Below are 19328 nucleotides of genomic sequence, written 5' to 3' on the forward strand. Positions count from 1 at the left end.
TGATTTTGCTCGACAGCTTCATGGTTTCGCTCTTTTGGTGTGTTCCATTACTTTTTCGAGCGACTTTCCACTGTAGACAGCGTCCCACATTGCTTCGCGCTCGTGCGGAGACTCAACGGGCGTTAACCAAATGAGTTTTTGTTGTTGTGTGTCGGGAGAAAACTGAGCTAATGGGCTCTGCAGCCCGTGGCGCTGGGTGATTTCCAGTTGAACCCAAGGTTCTAGTACGAAATTAATCCATTGGTGTGCAAGTTCAGAGTGTTCAGTATCAGCAAGTATTGCCCAGCAGTCTAGCCAGCTTAGTGCGCCTTCTGTTGGAATAGTATAAGCAACATTCGCGCCGGACTTCTGTAATGACGTCAATTGCTGGCGTCCAAAATTAGCAAACATCAATGACATTTCAAATTGATTGAATAATTGCGTTGCCTCTTCAACCGAGTCATAAAAGGTCAGGGAGTTATCTCTTAGGGCGATAAGCTTTTCGGCGATATTGGATTGCTCGGTGTTAGGAATATTAAAAGGGTCGTCAAGGTTAAGTACCAATGCTGCAAGGCTTGTGTTGTGTGTCCCGCCATCATAACTCAACACTTTTTTATCGTACGTTGTAGACCAAAACGCATTCCATGAAGAAGGGGGAGTTTTGACCCGGTCTTTATGGTAGATCATTCCCATTGAAGAATAAGTGAAAGGCATGCCATAGATAGTGCCATGTTGTGAGGTTTTCGTGTTACGGCGAAGTGGTGTAAATTGCTCACTCAACCATTTGCTATTTGAAACTTTAGATATATCAATGGGAAGAATGCTATTCAATCTAATATATCTTTTTAACTCTGATGAGTTTAACACCACGATATCAAATGTCTGTTCGGTTTTTTCAATGTTGTTGCGTAACTGCTTATCATTAGTGACATATGTGATATTTATCTTGGTGTTATACTTATCCTCAAAATAAGATACGACATCTGCGTCGGTATAGCCATGCCAAGATAGTATATTTAACTCAGAATTAGCCTCTGATTTAACGCTAGTAAAAGCAATGGTTAATATAGCTTTGTACACCAGTTTATTCTTCATTTATCCCCCATTAACACCTAACCCTTAAGTGTAATAGGATCATTTTTTCTCTTATCAAGTGTAAATAAATAAATCTATCAATTATCGTTTTTTTAATTCTAAAGATGAGATCTCTATCACCAAATACCCTGTTATTTAGATCTTCATCACGAATTTTGTGATGTCAAGGTGTAACAAATCTCAAAAATTGGAATGGGTATCGTTGCTGGGCTTTGTTGAGTATTTAGTCAAATAAATTCATAAATCACAACTAATATCGTTATCGGTTTGCTAGTAAATAATAATTCTACAGCGCATGTGAACATGATGACTTAGAGATAATAAATGTTGAGGTTTAAATGGAATTAACTGAGGCAAAAGGTCTTGTTAATTTAAATAATACGCAGTACTTTAAATTTAGCAAGAAAGTTTTTACATTCATAGCAATAGTGTCGGTAGCGGTTAATATCCTTTTTTTGGTGTTACCCTTATTTTCCATGCAGGTTTTTGACCGAGTTTTATCTTCAGAAAGTAGAGAAACCTTGGTGATGCTAGCATCTGTCGCATTATTTCTTTTATCTATTCAAGCATTACTTGATTGGGTGAGAGGACAGGTAATGCTACGTTATGGTTATGGTATTGAACAACACTCATCAGACTTTGCATTTAATATTGCGATGCTAAAGTCTCAAGAGAACAATGGGGTACATAGCCAACCACTCTCTGACTTATCACGAGTCAAAGAGGTGATCGCGTCTCCGGGTATTTTTGCCCTTTTTGATGCCCCATTCGCGCCTGTCTTCCTCGCGGTCATGTACTTAATGCACCCACTACTTGGTCACTTTGCTCTTATTGGTGCTACGGTGCTCTTTGTTATCTCTCTCCTAAGTCTGCTTGTTACTAAGCGTTTGCAAAATAACGCCAGTCAGCACGCGGGTACGTTTAATGCATTGACGAGTGATTGGCTTAAAAATGCCGAAATTGTGCAAGCGCTTGGAATGAATGACAACTTAGTGGCGAAGTGGCGCAAAGAGTCGATTAACCCAACGGTGGACAAAGCGACAGCAGATAAAATCTCTCGAGGCATTTTGGCCTTAGCAAAATATGCCCGAATGCTACTACAGATAGGCGTGTTATGTGTCTCTGTAATTCTGGTGCTTGAAAATGAGGTGGGAGTCGGTGTATTGATTGCCGCTTCAATGATCATGAGCCGAGTGCTGGCACCCGTGGAGCAAGCGATTCATAACTGGCAAAGTTGGTTAGAGGGTTGGAAGGCACATAAGCGTTTACGTCAAGCCTATCTTGAACAGGCGGATGATGTGGTCGAACTGCCTAAAATAAAAGGCACAATTCAGTTTGAAAAAGTCAACCTAGGGCATCATGGAAGTGAAAAGCCACTGCTTGAAGACCTCTCATTTGTTATTCTCTGCTTAGCGCTTCTGTCGCTATAGTGGGGGAAGTGGTGTAGGAAAATCGACGTTAGTCAAAGCCATGTTGGGGCTGGTGATACCCGTTAATGGCCAAGTGCGTATTGACGGTGCCACCTTAAACCAAAGGCAAGTGTCAGAACTCGGTAAGCAGGTAGGGTATGTGTCCCAAAATAGCCAATTATTGTCCGGCACTATTGCACAAAATATTTGTCGATTTGATGAGCAGGTTGAAGCGAAAGACATTGTCGATGCTGCTAAATTGGCGGGAGTCCATGAAATGATCCTTGCCCTTCCCAATGGATACCAAACCTTAGTTGGTGGCCTCGGTATACGACTCTCAGGTGGGCAGCAGCAACGAATTGCCATGGCGCGCGCACTTTACACCAAACCAGCACTGCTTATTCTTGATGAGCCAGATTCCAACCTAGACCATCCTGGACAGGCGGCATTGACCGAATTTATTGCTCATGCGCATTACAAGCGCATTACCGTTGTTGTTATTTCTCATCGAATGTCGATTATTCAGCATACTGGTCTTTGTATGGTGCTTGGCGAAGGGCGAATGCAACAATATGGCAAGACAAGTGACATTCTCAATATCCCTAAAAGCAATGAAAGCGGTATGGAGAGTGCATCATGAAACTCACACACACAGAGACATCTCGTTCATTCAATTTGTCACTAAGCGGACACGTTCTATTTGGCTGGTTAGTGTTGTTATTGTGCGTCGTTGGTGTTGGATACTGGAGCTACCAAGCCCCGTTAAGTTCCGCATCATTGGCGCCAGGTAAGTTAGTAACCGAGCTAGAGAACCAGGCCGTTCAACATCACACTGGTGGGGTGGTTGAAACCTTATCGGTTAAAGAGGGACAACGTGTAGAGAAAGGTGACCTGCTATTGGTGCTGTCTGACCCATTATTAGTGAGCCAACTAGAGCAACTTAACCAGAAGCAATTTATTGTGCAGTCTAGGCTTTCTCGGGTAGAAGCTGAACTGTCTGGAACGACCATACAGTGGACGGAGGTAAATGATCTCACGCCTATTCAAGTACAGATACGCCGTGATCAAGTGTCGTTACTTAATCAAAATCGGTTAATTCACAAAGAGCAACTGGCATCCTTACACCAACAAATTACTCAGTCTGAAAACGACAGCGACAGTTACAAGGCTTGGTTATCAAGCGATGCGCAATCACTAAAGCTATTGAGCGAAGAAATTGAAGCCAATTCAGCTTTATTGAAAAAAGGTTATGTCTCAAAGGTGGCGTTTTTGGAACTAAAGCGGGAGTACTCCAGTTTAGTGGCGAGAATTGCCGAGCATCGAACGCGTATCAATAGAGCACAAAGTAAAATCATTGAGCTAGGCTCGCAAATTGACGCCATGAAAATGGACTTCATGCGCACGGCGCAAGAAAAAAAGCAAACGCTTGTCTCAGAAGAACAGGCGATATTAAAACAGCTAAAAGCCTCTAACACGCTTAATGATCGAATAGAGGTACGAGCTCCGGTAAGTGGTGAAGTGATCAATCTCACCATTCATACCCAAGGAGGCGTTATCGCCCCCACCAGTACAATTTTAGAAATTGTGCCGAAAAACACCCGTGTGGTGGCGAGCGTGAATATTCAACCCAAAGATATCGAATCGGTGTATGAAGGTCTATCAGCAAATATACGATTGACATCATACAGCTTTCGACAAGTCCCAGCGGTAACAGGTGAGCTTATACACCTCTCTGCGGACAGCATCGTGGATGAGCGGCTAGGCGGTCATTTCTATCAAGGAAAGATAGCCCTCGATGCAACGGAGCTTCTCGATCTTGGCTTAGATCTTAAACCGGGTATCGCCAGTAGAAGCGCAAATTGTACTAGAGGAACGCACGGTTCTTGATTATTTACTTTCTCCGCTGATACAGAGTATGGAGAAGGGGATGAGAGAGATTTAGGGCAACGTCAGAAAGGAATAGAGCAATGAGTACGGCAAATAACAGAGCGAATAAGCATGATTCTGAAACAATTACGATAAATGATTCTGTCACAAATACACATGTTAGAGGGTTTAAGGGCGATGACACACTTGATGCCTCAGCAGCGAATAAAGACCTAGTTTTAGAAGGAAATAGAGGTGATGACACAATCATCGGTGGTAGTGGCAGTGATACGCTATTTGGCGGTGTAGGTGACGACAGCTTAGAGGGTGGTGCAGGTGCGGATACATTTGCTATGCGTATCACCCATGGTGGAAATAATACTATCACCGACTTTGAAGTCGGCACTGATAACTTACAGTTCTTACTCGACCGTAAGCACTTTGTGTTAGAAAACGATTTATCACGTAATGAAAGACACGAAGGTAGAGTGGACGAAAAGCTTGATAGCAAAGTGGATAAACTTGATAACAAATTCTTAGGTGGTGAATTAGAGGTTGAGGAAGGTGCGTCAGGCCTAGAAAAAGCAGATGCATTCGTTGATTCTGCCGTGGCTAATAAGCTTACTATGAGTGTCGATGGTAGTGACTTAGTGTTGACCTTTTTTGCCGATGTCGGAAATGGAAATAAAGGGACAACCATTACCCTTAATGGGGTCGCCGATAATGTAAATATTCAGCGTATTATTCAAAGCAGTGAAGAAACAAATTTTAGTGATGTTCAACATGATATTGTAGGTATTCTCTCTGGCGAGATCCCAGTATTTGAGGGCTCAGTCCTCGATTATCACTATCAAAATCGTTTAACCGTGACAGATACCGTTGATGATCGTGATGGTGTGGTCCAACTTGATAAAAGTGTAGAAAAAGCGAGCTTTGCAGATGGGACATATACGCTAGTCACTGGCCACAATGCTTACGACAACTTGAAAGCCGAAGAGGGAGTCGACTCTCTTTTGATCGGTACTCATGGTCATGATGACCTCACTGGCAACATAAGCAATGATGTCTTGATTGGTGATAATGGTGTTGGTTTTACCTATAAAGGCGGAAACGATAACCTAAATGGCGGTGGAGGCGATGACATTCTCCATGGTGGTTCTGGTAATGATCGTCTTGATGGCGGCGAAGGAATCGATAAGGCAGTATTCAGTGGTTCAGTATTGGACTATAACTTCTTACATCAGTCTGGCGGTAATACGGAAGTAAGAGATTTATTCGGCGGACGAGACGGTAATGATTTTGTCAAAAATACCGAAATCTTTTCCTTTGCTGATGGTGAGTATGCATTTCTACGTGGACACAACTCGGTTGATAATCTGACCGCTAGCGATACAGATACGTTATTGGTTGGGTTTACTGGTGATGACACCTTAAACGGGGGTCTTAGGTAACGATGTATTACTTGGCGACAATGGTGTCGGGTTTACCTACCAAGGTGGCAACGATAACCTAAATGGCGGAGGAGGCGATGATATTCTTCATGGGGGTGCTGGTAATGACAACCTCAATGGTGGAGAAGGAGTCGATACTGCGATATTTAGTGGGTCTTACCTAGAGTATCATTTTCAAAATCGCCTCACGGTCACAGACACAATTGGTGGACGTGACGGCAAGGATCAACTGAGTAATGTTGAAAAAGCCACCTTTTCAGAAGGAACGTACACACTAGTAACAGGTCACAATGCCTACGACAATCTTAAAGCCGAAGAGGGTGTTGATTCCATGCTTATTGGTACTCATGGTCATGATGATCTCACCAAGTTAGTGACATAGTAATGATGTGTTATTTGGCGACAATGGCGTTGGGTTCACGTATCAGGGAGGCGATGACACGTTAGACGGTGGTGATGGTCAAGATTACATACATGCAGGTGCGGGTAATGACACTATTTATGCTGACCAAAAGGCACCAGCACACTTAGCAATTTATGCTGACAGTGATGTTATAGATGGAGCAGAAGGCATTGATACGCTTACCTATAATGATACTTACAAGAATGCTGACTCCTTAAAAGTAACGGTCGTTGATAGCGATACGTTTAATGTTGAGACGTTGCAAGGTTCTGCTGTCACATCAACGGATGCGGTTTCAAATGTTGAAATATTAAACGGTACTCGTGGTGACGACATTATCGACTTCAGTGGCTTAGGTCATGGTATGACCTACAACGATAAGTCGACGGGTGCAGGTCAAGAGGAAGTCACGGGTACTGACTACGACGATATTATTAATGTGATGCACGGTGACGATACCGTCTACGCAAGTGGCGGCCAAGATTATGTAAATGGCGGGCACGGTCAAGATTCATTGGTGTTTGACGCTGCGATAGCGAATATATCTTTTGAAGTAAACGGAGCCGCCTATAAACAAGAGTACAAAGTATTTGATAGCTCTCTCGATGTGAACCGTGATGAAGGTACGGCGAATGATGTGTTTACTATTGTAAAAAATGTTGAGTATATAATCGGAAACGATGGATATTTTGAGATTGTTTAGTAGGACAGGGTAATATGTACTTGAAGAGGTCTTCGACATAGGTCGAAGACCTTTTTGTTATCATCCCTAAACCAGTGCTTCATACGGTGATGATTGTACCTAAGGGCTACTGACCAAAATCAAGGTCGGATATTCGAAATAGACAATTTGAGAAAGGTAAGAACCCTTTTGTTCGCGGATTAAACCGCTCCCCCACAACCAGTAATTTATAGATCACTCAAAAATGTCAACACTAAGCGCCGGATACAGCGAGAGGCTTCATGGTATCGGGATTTGATGATTGCGAATCATAAAGCCAAACGGTAAGTTATTGACGTACTAGTTAACGAGTTTTGCACCACCTCATGAAGTTCCCTTATCAAACTCTCCTGCTACTGGTTGTTATTACGGTGGCTGTTGTTCAGTCTTTTCAATTATGGGGAGACCAAAAACGGCTGGTGTTAATGTCTAAGCAATTTCAACGCTTTGCCACCAACGATCAACAAGATGGGGGACAAAGCCAGTCGACGCTGACAGCCAGTAACAATCAAACACAACTCAATTGTGAATTAAAAAGCAGTGACTACCCTTGGCCTTACTGCGGGCTATCGATTCACTTAAGTGGCGATGCATCAAAAGGAAAAGATCTGTCTGCTTATCATACGTTAGAAATTGAACTGGATTACCCCCAACCGCTTAATGCCGAAAAATCGTTGCGCCTTTACTTTAGAAACTACAACCCCGCCTATTCAAACCTTGAAGATGAGTATACCCATAAGTACAACGGTATTACGCTTAATCATGACAGCGAGAGGTTGTCGATCCCAATCAAAAACTTTCAGGTGATGACGTGGTGGTTGGTTGACAATAAAATCCCCATTGAATTCGCGTCTCCTGAATACCGTAATGTTACCAAGTTTGAATTGGCGACGGGGTCAAACTCTGCGCTGGGTGACCACCAAATAACGATTAAGAATATCACGTTGATAGGGCGCTACATTGAGGGTGAAGCGTTGTTCTTAATACTACTTGTTATTTGGGTTATTGCTGCCATCAGTTTGATTATGTGGGAGTTTAGAAAGCATCAGCGAGATATTGATCGTTCGCAGCGAAGAACCGCTCACTTGGCGCGCCTCAATCAAAGGTTGGTCAGTGAAAATATCATGTTTGCTGAGTTAGCGCATAAAGATGCCCTCACGGGGATCCGAAACCGTCATGCGGTAAGAGGGTGGTTGGATAGCCATCAGAAAAGCACTTCATCTAGCGTGATGAGTATTCTTTTTATCGACATTGACAACTTCAAGCCGATCAATGATACCTATGGACACAGTGTGGGGGATGACGTGTTACGTGAGTTTGCGGTGATATTGTCGGAGTTTATCACTGAACCAGACATTATTGTGCGCTGGGGAGGTGAAGAGTTTGTTATTTTTTGTGTTGATAAGAATAGCGTGGTCGCTGTGCAGGAAGCAGAAAAAATAAGACAAAAAGTGAGCAGTCATCTTTGGGTTCATGGCGATCCGTTGACGTGTAGCATTGGTGTGTCAGAGGTGTACGCGGACAATGTTTATGGCGCGATCACTCAAGCAGACAACCACTTGTATCACGCTAAACAAGCGGGAAGGAATTGTGTCGTGGCTGGCTGATTCGTTGCTCAACCCGTGTTGCTGATAATGAAGTCTTCTTGATAATTAAGGGTTGAGTGGCGGTTACATTGGTTCAGTAGTTATTATTTCGTTTCCCATCGCTTCCTCTTCAGAAATGATGGGCTCTTTAGGACCCAAATACTTGGGTTGTGTATTCATGATATATAAATCTAAGAACGCTTTTGTCCGAGCAAAGACTTCTCTAAGACGAATGGAGAAGCCTGATTTTGATGTGGGACCAGATACAGCAAGGCATGTAGCATTGATATCGTAAGAACGTGCAATAAACAGTGCTCGTTCACAATGAAATTTTTGCGTAATGATGAGAAAGTCATCGGTATCGAAGATCTTCTTAGCTCGAACAATGGAGTCTAGGGTTCTAAAACCTGCATAGTCGAGGTGAATGGCGGGGTCGGGTACTTCGGCTCGTAATAAATCACGCTTCATTGTCCAAGGTTCGTTGTACGAGCGGTGGGCGTTATCTCCGCTCAGTAAAAAGTGTGACACTTTTCCTTCATTATAAAGATCAATGGCTGCTTCGATACGATGTGAATAATACTCATTGAGCGTACGCCCTAAGTACTTACTGGTGCCTAACACGACGGCTACCTGCACATTATCTATCTCTTCAATAGATGTGAGAATGCGGTCTTCCGCTTGCCAGCTGACCCAACGGTCAACGGAAACAACAAAGACAACGAATAGGATGACGGTATAACAAGCAATACGAAGTCCTCTCTTGATGAAAGAGAACATGGATGCGGAGAACAACGTTTCCTTGTTAAATCTGAAGGTCACTAAATCTGACGATTCCTTTGAGCCCAAATGCCTATACTCACAAAGCTTAGAACCACAATGCTGAACATCAAGCCGGGTTCGGTATTATCCAAAACATCAGCTAACAAGGGCGTTGCTTTTATGATGACTAGCCCATAGCCAAATGCGTTAAGTAGTATAAAGCAGACCGTGCGAATTGCGAAATTTGTGTTTCGTAATGCGTTTCGCATCAAACGGTTAATGTCTGCCCCTAATACGACAAGTACGCAAGCAACAAGTGCCGTTGAAACTTCAAAAAGATAGGGAGAGATAAATTGGCCACCGGGCGAGAAGATGTGGAACATAGGGGAGATCCTTACGTATTCGGGAAAATGGAGTCGAAAAACGAAGTTATTAAACAAAAAAAGGCCCTTGTAAACAAGAGCCTATGTGTAGAGTAATCCGCTAAGTGTGAAGTGTATTCCGTTTAGAACGCTGAGCGCTTGTACTTACGGTACACTGGCTGCCAGAAGTTTTCTTCAATCGCTTCACGAAGCGTCTCGTCAGAGGTTTCTTTAGCAACGCCTTGCTCGATGGCTTTTTTAGCAACGGCAAAAGCAATGCGTTTAGACACTAAATGAATCTCTTCTAATGGTGGTAATAATTGCCCAAAGCCTTTTTGTGCCAATGGCGAACATTCGGCCAACGCACGGCTAGATTCCATTAACATTTCATCGGTTACGCGTGACGCTTGAGCGGCGAGTACACCAAGCCCGATACCAGGGAAAATGTAGCTGTTGTTACATTGCGCGATAGGGTAGGTTTTACCTTCAACAACAACAGGGTCAAAAGGGCTGCCTGTTGCGACTAACGCTTGACCTTTGGTCCAACGAAGAATGTCATTAGGTGTTGCTTCAACACGGCTGGTTGGGTTTGAAAGCGGGAACACAATTGGGCGTTCACAGTGTTGATGCATCTCTTGGATGATCTCTTTACTAAACAGACCTGGCGCACCAGATACGCCAATTAATACTGTTGGCTTACCATTCTTAATGACATCATGTAGCGAGAAACCACTGTTTTCACTTTGCCAGTCGGCAGTGTTAGTGTGTTTTTGAACCAAACGTTGTTGGAAGTCGAGAAGGTTTTGCATGCCTTCTTGCAATAAGCCCCAGCGGTCGACCATAAAGACTTGTGAACGCGCCTGTTCATCAGAGATGCCTTCAGAGACCATTTGCGCCACAATTGCTTCAGCGATACCGCAACCCGCAGAGCCCGCACCCAAGAAAGTAATGCGTTGATCAGACAGTTTACTGCCTGCCGCTTTACATGCCGCGAGCAGAGAACCCACGGTGACCGCAGCAGTACCTTGAATATCATCGTTAAAACAACAGATTCGATCTTTATAGCGCTCGAGTAGTGGCATCGCATTTTTTTGTGCGAAGTCTTCAAATTGAACGAGCGCATCTGGCCAGCGGCGCTGGACAGCTTGAATAAAGTCTTCCACAAACGCGCGGTATTCATCAGCCAGTAATACGCGGATGACGCCAACCCATGTACATAGGATCCGCAAGACGTTGTGGATTATTGGTCCCTACATCGAGCACGATCGGCAACGTATAGGCAGGACTAATTCCGCCACATGCCGTATAAAGTGCCAGTTTCCCAATAGGGATCCCCATGCCGCCAATGCCCTGGTCTCCCAATCCCAAGATACGCTCACCATCCGTAACAACGATAACTTTGACGTTATGGTTACGAGCATTGTTTAGCAAGTCGTCAATACGGTCACGATTTGGGTAAGAGATAAACAAGCCGCGTCCACGACGATAGATGTTTGAGAAGTTTTCACACGCTGCCCCAACGGTCGGGGTGTAAATGATAGGCATCATTTCTGAAATATGGTTTTGAACCAAGCGGTAAAAAAGCGTCTCATTAGTGTCTTGAATGTTACGAAGATAAATGTGCTTATCCATGTCGCTTTCGAAGCTTGTATATTGCTTATACGCACGGTCGACTTGTTCTTGAATAGTCTCAGTCGTTTCTGGCAATAGCCCTTCTAAGTTGAAAGACATGCGTTCTTCGTTATTAAAAGCGCTGCCTTTATTAAGAAGAGGCGTACTAAGTAGGGCAGGGCCTGCATATGGGATATAAAGCGGTCGTTTATTGTTGTTCATGGGTTACCTGTTTGGGAACAGTGGAGACGGAATTGAGCACAATTGAGAGACGTAATTTACCATATAATTAGCCATATCGCGATGAAGTTTTGTTAACGACTTGTATTCCACTCGGGGAAAAGTACGGTGATGAACCTCGAAACTTCGTGTGACCCTCGTTATACTCACTTTCCCAATACTTATTGCTTAGCGCCGTTATGATTTCTCTCCCAATTGATAGCATTGAAACCGAATTTAAACAGTTACTTACTCAACACGATTTGGTGGTTGAGGCTGAAACAGGATCGGGTAAATCGACACGTTTGCCGTTATGGGCGATGACACAAGGTCGGGTACTGGTAGTTGAACCGCGTCGAATAGCGTGTACCTCGCTGGCTGGATTTGTCGCTGAAACGCTATCTGAAAAGGTAGGTGTTAGTGTGGGTTATGCGATAAAGCTCGAAACTTGCTACCAAGATAGTTCTCGTGTGGTGTTTGTCACGCCGGGCGTCGCTTTGCGTTGGTTTGCGGAAAATCAACTGGCTGGTTTTGATATTGTCATTATTGATGAATTTCATGAACGACGCTGGGATAGCGATTTATTGGTGGCGCTATTAAAACAGGCACAGAGCCACAGAACCGTCATCACATCGGCGACAATTGAAGGGGAAAAACTTGCTGGGTATTTTGGCGCGCAACGCTTGGTGGCCCAGGGACGCCACTATGACGTCACGCTTCAGCATGTGCGAACCGATAGTCGCCAGTTACCAGACAGTCGAGATTTAGAGCAGAGAATCAAAGAAACGGTTGAGCGTTATTGGCCTACATTAAACGGCGATGTGTTGGTGTTTCTCCCCGGTCGCAAGGAAATTCAGCAAACGGCGTCTATGTTGCGATCCATTGCTGAGCAATACGATATTCTTATCGCACCCTTATATGCGGCGGTTACAGACACGGAACGTGTGCTAGCCATGACAAAGCAGGCCAAACGTAAGATTGTCTTGGCGACGAACGTGGCCGAAACCTCGCTAACAATACCGAATATCGAATTGGTTATCGATTCAGGTCTCGAGCGACGTAATGTTCAAAGAAACGGTCGTACTACGCTGATGCTATCTCATATTTCCAAAGCCAGTGCTAAACAGAGAAGTGGGCGAGCGGGGCGCGTGATGAATGGGCAGTGCGTACGTTTGTATGGAGAGCATGCCGCCCTTGCTGCCGTGACGCCGCCAGAACTTCAGCGAGAGTCCGTTGTGGAACCAGCTCTTGTTGCGGCAGTGTGTGGGCAATCGCTAGAGCGGTTAGATTTTATCGACGCTATTCCCGTGAAATCGCTAGAACAAGCTAGCCAGCATTTAACGGAACTTGGAGTAATCAATGAGTTTGGTATCACCGAGCATGGCCGTCAGCTCGCCCCGTTACCTGTTGATACCTTATACGCACATCTGATCGCTAAGATGCCGACTAACGCATTAAAAGAAGCAATGATCGACCTAACGGCGGCGTTGTGTACAACAGGCAACGTGTACCAGCTCTCTCGTAATGAAGAAGTGCTTGAAGCGTTGGATAAACAAGAGCCAAGGGGCTGCGACGCTACGCTATTAGTGGGACTGGTTCGTGGCAAGGTGTTTAACGGGATTACCATTAATTCGGAAGCCTTAAAGGAAGCTCAAGGTCTCTCACAGCAGATGCGAGACGTGTTTAAACTGCCCGCAAGGGAGGTTGCGTCACGGTACGATATCTCTGAATGGATACTGGCAAGCATTCAGGCGAACAGCGAACTGTTATTCGTTCGCCGTAAGCGACGTAAAGATGCGTTGGGTAATGGTGATATGGAGGTGCTTCTTGGGCGGCAAAGTCGGCTTAAACCAAACTCGGAAGGGGCGTTAGTCTTTTCTATTCACAGCCTGCCGGGACGCGGCGTAAGGGAAACAATGAATTTAGCCACTGCTGTTATGCCCGTCAGCATGAGGTTGATTGAACTCTCAGGAATTGGGCAGTGGCAGACAAAAGAAACGGTCAATACGGAACACGGTCTCAAAAACCTCGATGAATTGCAGTACGCTGGAAGGGTGATTACAACGCGGTTGTCAGAACCTGAGGATGGCAGTGCATTAACCATGATGGTCAATGCCATCATGAGTAAGACGGTTTTTCCTGCGTTAGCTCAACGTATTAAAAGCGAGTTACAGCATTGGCAGCTCTATCAAGAATTGGGATTGGCGGAGCACAAGAAAGTAGCCTCGCCGATCACCGTTGAGCAATGGCTATTTGATAGTTTGAGTTCACTGGGCGTGGAATCGATGAGTGACCTTGAACTATTGGATGACGGTGATTTTATTGTCGAAGGCATTCCTAACTGGGAATACCAAGACTTTGCCGCTCGTTTTCCTCTCATCATTCAATTAAGTGGTTTGAAATTGGATGTGGAATATTTGGGGCGCAGTAAACTCGTCCAGGTTCACTTCAACGGTGGCAGTAGAAAGGCTGATCCAATGCGTAAAGAGCTACCAGCGTGGCAAGGTTGGCGAGTTCGTTATAAAAAAGCGAGCCGAGTAATTGACCTAAGATAAGTGATGCTTTGCATTATCGTTGTGTCGTTATCATGAACATGCTGGTGGTGTTGCCTAGCAAGTTGGAGGCCGATTAAAGAGGTCAGTCTCGCAAACGCTATCGGTTAAATAAGATTATGCAATCTGATGCGCCTTTGTTCTTATTATGTTGCGAGTTCGCTTTTTATATCACCATTGAATCGCCGTTGAAGTAATAAAAGATGATTTTAATATATCCTATTGCTATATGCCGACTGTTGGACAATTATAGCTATATAACATTCTGTAAGCAGGAGTGGTGATGAGTAATGAGATCCTAACGGAAATTGAATTCGACTATACAAGCTTTCTTGGCGCATCTTGCAGTAAGAAGTGGACGTTTCTAGAAGCATTAAGCTCCGTCGCACCTATTTTTGGCGAGGTTTGGAAAGCGAACGCAAAAGGGTCAGAGGATGTAGACTCACGTTTGTGGAAAGAAGCACTCAATACGCTTTCAACCCGACAAAGTGATGAACGTAATTTGATTCGCTTGATTCGGTTGGCTCGTGAGGAAAAAATCACTCGCCTTAGAGTCGTGATGCCTTATTCATTAGAAGTCGAGCAATTAGAAGAGATTCAGACAAAAACTCAAAGCGAGGTTTTGTTAGACAGCGATGATGACGCGCTAACGATCATACTATCGTCGTAATTAAATATCGTCGCAATTAAAGTATCGTCATAACGGAAAGAAAAGAGAGGGGCATCTACCCCTCTCTTTATTATTAATATGTTAGTGACCACTGAACGAGAAATTAGTCAGCGATCAAATCATAATCGCGGCGAAGAATATCAATGATTTCTTGCTTAGGATTATCGCTTAATACAATTTTTTGTCCGGTGATTTTCTCTGCAATACCAATATAGGTTTCAGATACGCTGGTTAGTGCGTCAAGCGGTAGAGCGTTATTGATTGCTAACGCTTCTCGCTCCGGCATACGTTCTTTGTTTAGCAGAATATCAGGGTCTGGGAAGTAGTTAAGTAGAAACTGTCTAAAGCCTTCTTTAGAGTTTTCGACGATGTTACCGTCTTGATAGGCCGTAGTATCCCAAATACGAGATGAATCTGGCGTGCCTACTTCATCCATGTAGATCAATTTCTCATTGCCACTTGCATCTGTCACGTAGCCAAATTCAAACTTGGTATCGACAAAGGTTTGATCAATTTTCTCAAGCGCGCCACTAATGACGGCAAAACCTTCTTTTAGCAATTTTTCGTATTGCGCGACACCTGCGATGTCAGAGAAGTTAAAGGCTGAGTAGTTATCGACGATATTGTCGCGAGTGATATTAACGTCATCAGCTTCTGGTACACCCGGGATATCACGTAAAATTCCTTTTGTTGACGGAGTAATGAGTACGTCGTCAAGTTTAGAATCTTTCTTTAATCCTTCTGGGAGGGTAATACCACAGAATTCTCGCTCGCCTTGCGCATAGGCACGCCACATAGAGCCCGTGATGTACTGACGGCAAATCGCTTCAATCATGACGGGTTTGGCTTTTTGAACGATCCAGATAAATGGATGAGGGATATCTAATATGTGGCTATCGGCCAGACCGCTCTCTTTAAAAAGCTTAAACCAATGATTGGAAATGGCATTGAGTGCAGCCCCTTTACCAGGAACGCCTTTTAGTCCACCTTCACCATGCCAGATACAATCAAATGCTGAAATACGGTCACTGATTACCATAATAGCCAGAGGGGCATCTGCAGCCACATCATAACCTTTATCTTTAATCAGGCGGCGACTATCTGCTTCGGTTAACCAATAGACTGAACGTACTTTGCCACTATGCACAGGCTTATCGGTACGAATTGGGAGATCATCGTTTACAGCAAGGACTTGATCAGCGAGACTCATTGAGACATTCCTATCTAACGTTGGCGTCGCAGTAAAGGCGACAAAGAAGAAAGAGCAACTAAATGCTCACTTTTCCCCGCATCATACCAGAATTCAGACTTGCTTCCATCATAAAAGCAAACGTTTGCTTTGTTTTCTTATTTATCTTTCTTGTCCGTTCATAAAAGCGCCATTTCTAGGCTGTATCGATGTTTTAAAAGAGGAGTTAGTGTAAATAAGGAGAGGGCGCAAGAAAAATAACTTCACAGTTATATTGCTGTGCAAGCTGTTGTAAGTGCTGCTGGCTATCGGATGAAAAGTCACCATGGGCAATAATGGCACAGGCATTACCTGATTGAATGGCTTTTTCGATAACTTGTGTCTGGCTTAAGTGCAGTGATGGTTTCATTTGCACCATATGGTTACCAAGCTCTTGATAATGAGAAATTTGCGCCATGGTGGGGCGAGGACATTCTGCCGTGAGTAGTATCCATTGATGTTTTGAAGCGAGCTGAGATACCTGACTGAGCACATTGGTTGCCATTGCCCGTGGGTAAGGCGGCAGTGCTTTTTTGCCGTCACGTCACGACGTGAGTGGATGTTCAGTGGGTTAAGAATTTCAGTATCTCGCAACATAAACCTGTCCTTTTATACATGCTGTATGCTTATACAGTAGTTTTAAGGCGCAAAAAGGTCAATGTGTTTTTTAAATCTATTTGCGGAATTTATTTAAGCTATTGATATATAAGTGATTATAATTTTGGTAAATGTGATGTCGAGCAAAATAGCTTTCGGGAATAGACGTAATAGCGTTGAGGTACTGTATAAGCACTGTATAACTACTGTATGGAGGGAGTCTGTCCGTAACGGCTTAACTATGGTTAATCGTGTTACTAATGCTAATCACGAGACTAATTGTTAATCACACGACTACTGTCGTTAGCGTCATTATGGTCAGTCCCGAAATAATGGTTAGTCCCGTAATAATGGGAGTCGCGTAACGATTGTCGGTCGCGGTAGAGACGGTAGTTCGCTTTACTAAGGGCGGAGGTTTAAATAGTGGCAGTGGGTGTAGCGATGTTGTGGTGTTTGATTTGCCTATGAGTGGTGCGTGAACGTAGCAGAGGAGTATGGCGAGTAGATATTGAGTAGAAGTAATAACGCCCCTTTTTTAAAAGAGGCGCTTGAAACAAAGCTAAGATTTACACAGGGAGTCTCTGTATTCCAACTCCGCTTGATTAAATTGCCTTACATCCATCGCGGCGTAGTTGACGCACCCTCACATGAGAAATGACACTTGCCGTCGACATATTGGTGCTTAGTCACATAGTTTGGTTTCTGGCACCAATCACAAAAACCTTCAATGGTGAACGTATACATTTTTTCTCCCCACCCTTAATGCTGGGTGTTATTCTCACCACTGATTATGACATGAAATGGCGCGTAATGTTAAATAATTGTTTCATTTATTGTGCTTTTATAAGTATTAGTGAGAACGGTGCGAGTTTTAATGAATTTTTTGAGACGGTTTAACATGTCGCATGAGCGTTTTAAACGCGATGTTGAGCTGCTTCATTTCGTCTTCAGAACCTTGGATGTCAGGATGAAAAATGCGAGAGAGTTGCTTATAGCGAGATTTAAGCAGAGTAGGGGTAAGTTGATTTCGTTGGGTGGCCGAAAAGCCAAATCGCAAATACGCTTCTTCAAATGCGCTTGATGGCGGCTTCGTAGACATAGTCTTTGGTGTGGTTTGTGTTACTTTTAATTTATGCTGGAGTTTTGCAATGGTTCGTTGCTGAGCCTGGAAAGCATCTTGTAAACGTTGGTCACCACGACGTTCGAGCGATAGAGAACGTTTGAATTGCACTAGATAGTAGCCAGCAACTGTCACAACGAGCAAGAGCACTGCCCAATATATGAAGTGGGTGCTCCAAGACATCGTACTGTTATTGCTCTGCATAGTGTTGCGATGATTAGATTGAGGGCTTGTTGGTGCTGAGGGGGCTGTAAGTGTGGTTTTTGCTGTGGTTATCTCTTCTTGCTGTTGCAATGCGTCTATTTGGCGGCGCTGTCGTTCGTTAAATTGCTGTTGCAGCGCGTACTCAAGATCAGCCTCAAAGACAGTCGATTGTTCAGCGGCTAAAGAATACCAAAGTACGGCTTGGTCCGTGGCTGAAATGTGCACCTTATTATCGCGATAGAGTTTAGCAAGTTTGCCATAGGTACTTATGTCACCAGACACCGCTAGCTTGGTGTATAAAAGGGCGGCACGGGACGCGTTTTGTGTTATTCCTCTTCCATACTCGAGTGCTTGGGCATAGTTGTATGTCGCATTAAGGTGACCATTATTGCTAGCCTGTTGATACCAGTGGCTGGCTTTGGTGAGATCTTGTTGAACACCTTGCCCCGTTTCGTAAGCAAGGCCCAGTTGGTACTGGGCATCGGCGTCATCAAGCAGGGCTTGTTGTTCTAAAGAAGCGATGGCACTAGCGAGGGCTGAAGTGTGTAGTGCAGCACACAAGACAATGACACGCATGGTCATTGACCATGTTCGATAAAGCAGCTGAGTCATTATCTTCCTTAATAATAACGAATTACAGGTAATGCTATTTGAGCATTTTCGGTGCTTGTGCGCCATTGATTGGTCGATTTACTGAGAGCTTACGGCCTTTTTTTAGCCCAACTTCATAATCGGCCGTAATGTTTTTCATTGCATCTCTAAGCTGTTGTTTGAACGTCTCACGGTCAATATTTTTAAATTCTTTGTCGATGTAATTGTTAATTTTGTTGTTTGACTCATCGTCGGGGGTAATGATTGGCAGTTTTTCTAGTGCGCCTTCTATCCAACCCGAGACAAAGGAGTTAACGCGTCGAGTGACTTCCGTCGTTGACGTACCAGAGCCCGCAAACCCATTCCTAAACTGCCCGGTATGCTCGTTCATTTCTCGATAGATAATATCGAACGCGAACGCAGCGAAGATCGCTCGGTCAGCTTCACCAATGAACTCAACACGTTTAAGTCCCTTGTGATTGAGCAAAACGGCCTCGACACCAAATTTGGTATTAATGCCGCGAATAACGCGCAAAAGTGTTGAGCTAATATTAGCTGGCAATAGGTGTGTCGATTGGGTTTTCCCCATTTTGATGAACTCGATGTCATCTTTGTCCAGCCCATACTTCAGCATGAGGTTATGCGCCATTTTGATCGCATTTGCGGCTTCATTGACGTTCGCTGAGTTACCTAGTTCAAGGCATTTAGCAATTTTTTTAAGGGCTTTTTGTTTATCCATCGACAATGTGAGTTCTCTGTACCGCGAAAGAAAAAGGGCACTATTTTAACGATTTTCCGAGGAAAGGGGAAGCATGGGTTTGGATTTACCTGACGCGTTTAGACGAAGTATGAGATTACTCGGTGGCACAGTGCCTAAGAGAGCGCCGTAGAGGTGTTCTCTTAGG

General features: G+C 44.1%; 14 protein-coding genes and 4 pseudogenes. 9 read left to right on the top strand and 9 right to left on the bottom strand.

The genetic code is table 11. The annotated features are described in order from the left end of the window. Positions 1 to 18: 18 nt before the first annotated feature. Entirely contained in the window at positions 19 to 1074 is a 1056-nt protein-coding gene (locus tag AC0L66_RS07880) for an ABC transporter substrate-binding protein (RefSeq protein ID WP_473569017.1), read from the bottom strand. 338 nt (positions 1075 to 1412) lie between these two features. Here AC0L66_RS07880 and AC0L66_RS07885 point away from each other — a divergent pair, with 338 nt between their 5' ends. The 7 genes and pseudogenes from AC0L66_RS07885 (at position 1413) to AC0L66_RS07915 (ending at position 8531) form a co-directional block, all read left to right on the top strand. Then, positions 1413 to 2504 carry an ABC transporter transmembrane domain-containing protein gene (locus tag AC0L66_RS07885; protein ID WP_473569019.1) on the top strand — a complete coding sequence of 364 codons (1092 nt, stop codon included), beginning with the start codon at positions 1413 to 1415 and terminating at the stop codon, positions 2502 to 2504. Between the two features lie 13 nt (positions 2505 to 2517). Beyond that, a pseudogene (locus AC0L66_RS07890) lies at positions 2518 to 3123 on the top strand (ATP-binding cassette domain-containing protein); the annotation flags it as partial. Beyond that, entirely contained in the window at positions 3120 to 4370 is a 1251-nt protein-coding gene (locus AC0L66_RS07895) for an HlyD family type I secretion periplasmic adaptor subunit (protein ID WP_473569020.1), read from the top strand. The pseudogene AC0L66_RS07890 and the gene AC0L66_RS07895, both read left to right, overlap by 4 nt. 80 nt (positions 4371 to 4450) lie before the next feature. Beyond that, positions 4451 to 5800 carry a calcium-binding protein gene (locus AC0L66_RS07900; protein WP_473569021.1) on the top strand — a complete coding sequence of 450 codons (1350 nt, stop codon included), beginning with the start codon at positions 4451 to 4453 and terminating at the stop codon, positions 5798 to 5800. A 55-nt stretch (positions 5801 to 5855) separates the two neighbouring features. Continuing rightward, positions 5856 to 6182 (top strand): annotated as a pseudogene (locus tag AC0L66_RS07905) (hypothetical protein); the annotation flags it as partial. A 7-nt stretch (positions 6183 to 6189) separates the two neighbouring features. Then, positions 6190 to 6906, top strand: coding sequence for a hypothetical protein (locus AC0L66_RS07910; RefSeq protein ID WP_473569022.1), 717 nt, complete (start codon positions 6190 to 6192; stop codon positions 6904 to 6906). Positions 6907 to 7349: 443 nt separating this feature from the next. Beyond that, positions 7350 to 8531, top strand: coding sequence for a GGDEF domain-containing protein (locus AC0L66_RS07915; RefSeq protein ID WP_473569023.1), 1182 nt, complete (start codon positions 7350 to 7352; stop codon positions 8529 to 8531). A gap of 63 nt (positions 8532 to 8594) precedes the next feature. Here AC0L66_RS07915 and AC0L66_RS07920 read toward each other — a convergent pair whose 3' ends face one another. The 3 genes and pseudogenes from AC0L66_RS07920 to AC0L66_RS07930 all read right to left on the bottom strand — a co-directional run bounded on the left by AC0L66_RS07920 (position 8595) and on the right by AC0L66_RS07930 (position 11464). Next, positions 8595 to 9329, bottom strand: a complete 735-nt coding sequence (locus AC0L66_RS07920; protein WP_473569024.1) for a SanA/YdcF family protein — start codon at positions 9327 to 9329, stop codon at positions 8595 to 8597. After that, complete coding sequence (locus AC0L66_RS07925) at positions 9329 to 9652, bottom strand: DUF3392 domain-containing protein (RefSeq protein WP_265673158.1); 324 nt, start codon at positions 9650 to 9652, stop codon at positions 9329 to 9331. The genes AC0L66_RS07920 and AC0L66_RS07925 overlap by 1 nt, the downstream gene beginning before the upstream one ends. A gap of 122 nt (positions 9653 to 9774) precedes the next feature. Beyond that, a pseudogene (locus AC0L66_RS07930) lies at positions 9775 to 11464 on the bottom strand (NAD-dependent malic enzyme). Positions 11465 to 11661: 197 nt separating this feature from the next. Here AC0L66_RS07930 and AC0L66_RS07935 point away from each other — a divergent pair. Both AC0L66_RS07935 and AC0L66_RS07940 read left to right on the top strand, forming a co-directional pair. Next, a complete protein-coding gene (locus AC0L66_RS07935) occupies positions 11662 to 14016 on the top strand; it encodes a helicase-related protein (protein WP_473569026.1) in 2355 nt (784 codons plus the stop codon). Positions 14017 to 14296: 280 nt separating this feature from the next. Then, positions 14297 to 14683 carry a transporter gene (locus AC0L66_RS07940; RefSeq protein WP_265673155.1) on the top strand — a complete coding sequence of 129 codons (387 nt, stop codon included), beginning with the start codon at positions 14297 to 14299 and terminating at the stop codon, positions 14681 to 14683. Between the two features lie 103 nt (positions 14684 to 14786). Here the strand turns inward: AC0L66_RS07940 and AC0L66_RS07945 are convergent, their stop codons facing one another. From AC0L66_RS07945 to AC0L66_RS07965, 5 genes and pseudogenes are all read right to left on the bottom strand, one after another. Then, positions 14787 to 15893, bottom strand: coding sequence for a phosphoribosylaminoimidazolesuccinocarboxamide synthase (locus AC0L66_RS07945; protein ID WP_473569028.1), 1107 nt, complete (start codon positions 15891 to 15893; stop codon positions 14787 to 14789). Between the two features lie 205 nt (positions 15894 to 16098). Further along, positions 16099 to 16404: a hypothetical protein gene (locus tag AC0L66_RS07950; protein ID WP_473569030.1), complete on the bottom strand. Its 306-nt coding sequence runs from the start codon at positions 16402 to 16404 to the stop codon at positions 16099 to 16101. Between the two features lie 663 nt (positions 16405 to 17067). Further along, positions 17068 to 17252 (bottom strand): annotated as a pseudogene (locus AC0L66_RS07955) (hypothetical protein). Positions 17253 to 17379: 127 nt separating this feature from the next. Beyond that, a complete protein-coding gene (locus AC0L66_RS07960; protein ID WP_473569032.1) occupies positions 17380 to 18444 on the bottom strand; it encodes a tetratricopeptide repeat protein in 1065 nt (354 codons plus the stop codon). Between the two features lie 34 nt (positions 18445 to 18478). Next, entirely contained in the window at positions 18479 to 19162 is a 684-nt protein-coding gene (locus AC0L66_RS07965) for a DUF2786 domain-containing protein (protein WP_265673150.1), read from the bottom strand. Between the last annotated feature and the right edge of the window lie 166 nt (positions 19163 to 19328).

This window comes from Vibrio sp. GJ43-1, assembly GCF_055808835.1.

Coding starts and splice junctions, on each gene's coding strand:
- AC0L66_RS07925 (WP_265673158.1), bottom strand. CDS start 9,652: ATGTTCCACATCTTCTCGCCCGGTGGCCAATTTATCTCTCCCTATCTT.
- AC0L66_RS07895 (WP_473569020.1), top strand. CDS start 3,120: ATGAAACTCACACACACAGAGACATCTCGTTCATTCAATTTGTCACTA.
- AC0L66_RS07935 (WP_473569026.1), top strand. CDS start 11,662: ATGATTTCTCTCCCAATTGATAGCATTGAAACCGAATTTAAACAGTTA.
- AC0L66_RS07915 (WP_473569023.1), top strand. CDS start 7,350: ATGTCTAAGCAATTTCAACGCTTTGCCACCAACGATCAACAAGATGGG.
- AC0L66_RS07965 (WP_265673150.1), bottom strand. CDS start 19,162: ATGGATAAACAAAAAGCCCTTAAAAAAATTGCTAAATGCCTTGAACTA.
- AC0L66_RS07945 (WP_473569028.1), bottom strand. CDS start 15,893: ATGAGTCTCGCTGATCAAGTCCTTGCTGTAAACGATGATCTCCCAATT.
- AC0L66_RS07960 (WP_473569032.1), bottom strand. CDS start 18,444: ATGACTCAGCTGCTTTATCGAACATGGTCAATGACCATGCGTGTCATT.
- AC0L66_RS07940 (WP_265673155.1), top strand. CDS start 14,297: ATGAGTAATGAGATCCTAACGGAAATTGAATTCGACTATACAAGCTTT.
- AC0L66_RS07900 (WP_473569021.1), top strand. CDS start 4,451: ATGAGTACGGCAAATAACAGAGCGAATAAGCATGATTCTGAAACAATT.
- AC0L66_RS07880 (WP_473569017.1), bottom strand. CDS start 1,074: ATGAAGAATAAACTGGTGTACAAAGCTATATTAACCATTGCTTTTACT.
- AC0L66_RS07885 (WP_473569019.1), top strand. CDS start 1,413: ATGGAATTAACTGAGGCAAAAGGTCTTGTTAATTTAAATAATACGCAG.